The sequence below is a fragment of the Sporosarcina sp. BP05 genome (assembly GCF_014282005.1).
Lineage (GTDB): Bacteria > Bacillota > Bacilli > Bacillales_A > Planococcaceae > Sporosarcina.
Genome location: NZ_JACFTD010000058.1, coordinates 1 through 1,481, shown reverse-complemented (window position 1 = coordinate 1,481; position 1,481 = coordinate 1). Strand labels below are relative to the sequence as shown.

General features: G+C 39.9%; 1 protein-coding gene and 1 pseudogene. Both read right to left on the bottom strand.

Features of this window, described 5'->3' with window-relative positions; all coding sequences use genetic code 11:
* Positions 1 to 31: 31 nt before the first annotated feature.
* Positions 32 to 898: pseudogene (locus H2672_RS19050) on the bottom strand (IS3 family transposase); the annotation flags it as partial.
* On the bottom strand, positions 859 to 1,428 hold the full coding sequence (locus H2672_RS19045) for a helix-turn-helix domain-containing protein (protein ID WP_186673973.1): 570 nt from the start codon (positions 1,426 to 1,428) through the stop codon (positions 859 to 861). The pseudogene H2672_RS19050 and the gene H2672_RS19045, both read right to left, overlap by 40 nt.
* Positions 1,429 to 1,481: the final 53 nt, after the last annotated feature.

Here is a 1,481-nt window from a genome sequence, read left to right as displayed (position 1 = left end):
TGTTGTGACCCCTAAAAGTTAGAGTTTTATATTACGCAACCAATTGGTTGGTGTGAAGACGGTATTGAACCGGGCTCATGCCAGCCAATTTTTGCTTGATACGTTTATTATTGTAATAATTGATATAAGACTCGATATCTCGTTTTAATTCCTTATATGTGCGAAGCGCTACCCCATAATACATCTCCTGCTTCAAAAGACCAAAGAAATTCTCCATTGGTGAATTATCAAGACAGTTTCCTTTACGGGACATGCTTTGGAATACATGGTGACCTTTAAGTGTTTTCACCCATTTACTGTGCTGATAATGCCAGCCTTGATCAGAGTGTATAGTGGTCCGATATTTTGAATCTTTTACGATTTGAAGAGCGACTTCTAACGGTTTCATCACAAAGTCCAGTGTTGGATGCATATGAATGCCATAAGAAAGGATCTCTCCGTTATACATGTCCATAATAGGACTAAGATAAAGTTTCAAGCCATCTGAACACTTGAATTCTGTAATGTCTGTTGTCAGCTTTTGATAAGCCGTATTTGTATAAAAACGGCGATGAATAAGGTTCTTCGCAACAGTCCCCACATTGCCTTGATAAGAACTATAGCGACGGGATTTTCGAGTGAATTTCTCTACTTTGAGTCCGAGCTTCCCCATGATACGCTGAACTTTCTTGTGGTTCACTTTAATCCCTTTGTTTTTCAACTCCAGCTGAATTCGACGGTAACCATAGTTTTCATCATTTTCTTCAAAAATCGATTGAATTCTTTCTTCTAGCTCCTGATTAGGATTTCCTGCCTTTATTCGTTGCAGGTGATAGTGATAAGAAGATTCAGGGATGCCTACAATCTGAAGGACGTTCTTTAATTGGAAGTTTTCTTTGAGTTCAAATGATAACGCTGCTTGTGCTTTTCGAGATAGCCTTCCGGATCCATCTGAAAAGCTCTTAACTTTTTTAAATACGCTACTTCCAACCGTAAGAGTTCATTTTCCTGTTCTAGTTTCTGTTCACGTGTCATCTCATTCTGTTGTGCGGGCTGTTTACCCTTCTTGACGTTCTTCGATTTGTCCGACATGGCTGGCCGTCCTTTCGGTTTGTCCAGGGCTTCAGCACCGTCTTCAAGGAGCTTTTTCTTCCAAGAAGCGATCATCGGTGGGTTCGTTAACCCAAAATGAAGGGCTGTTTCAGTTTGAGAAGCACCTGTCCTTTTCATAAAGCTTAGTACATCCAACTTGAATTGAACAGAATAAACTTCCTTACCTTTCTTTCGAAATAATCCCACCACACCATGTTTCTTGTATGCGCTAACCCAATTTTTCACCTGTGTACTTGCTTTCACACCGTATTTTCTAGCCAATGCGCTATATCCAAGTCGTCCCTCTAGATACTCCCGCACAACCATTATCTTAAATTCATCACTATATTTAGCCATAATAAAACACCCCAAAAGTTAGATTTCGACTCTAACTTTTGGGGTGCACAACA

Bases quoted from the DNA above. Each gene is read 5' to 3' on its own strand.
- H2672_RS19045 (WP_186673973.1), bottom strand. From the start codon at position 1,428: ATGGCTAAATATAGTGATGAATTTAAGATAATGGTTGTGCGGGAGTAT.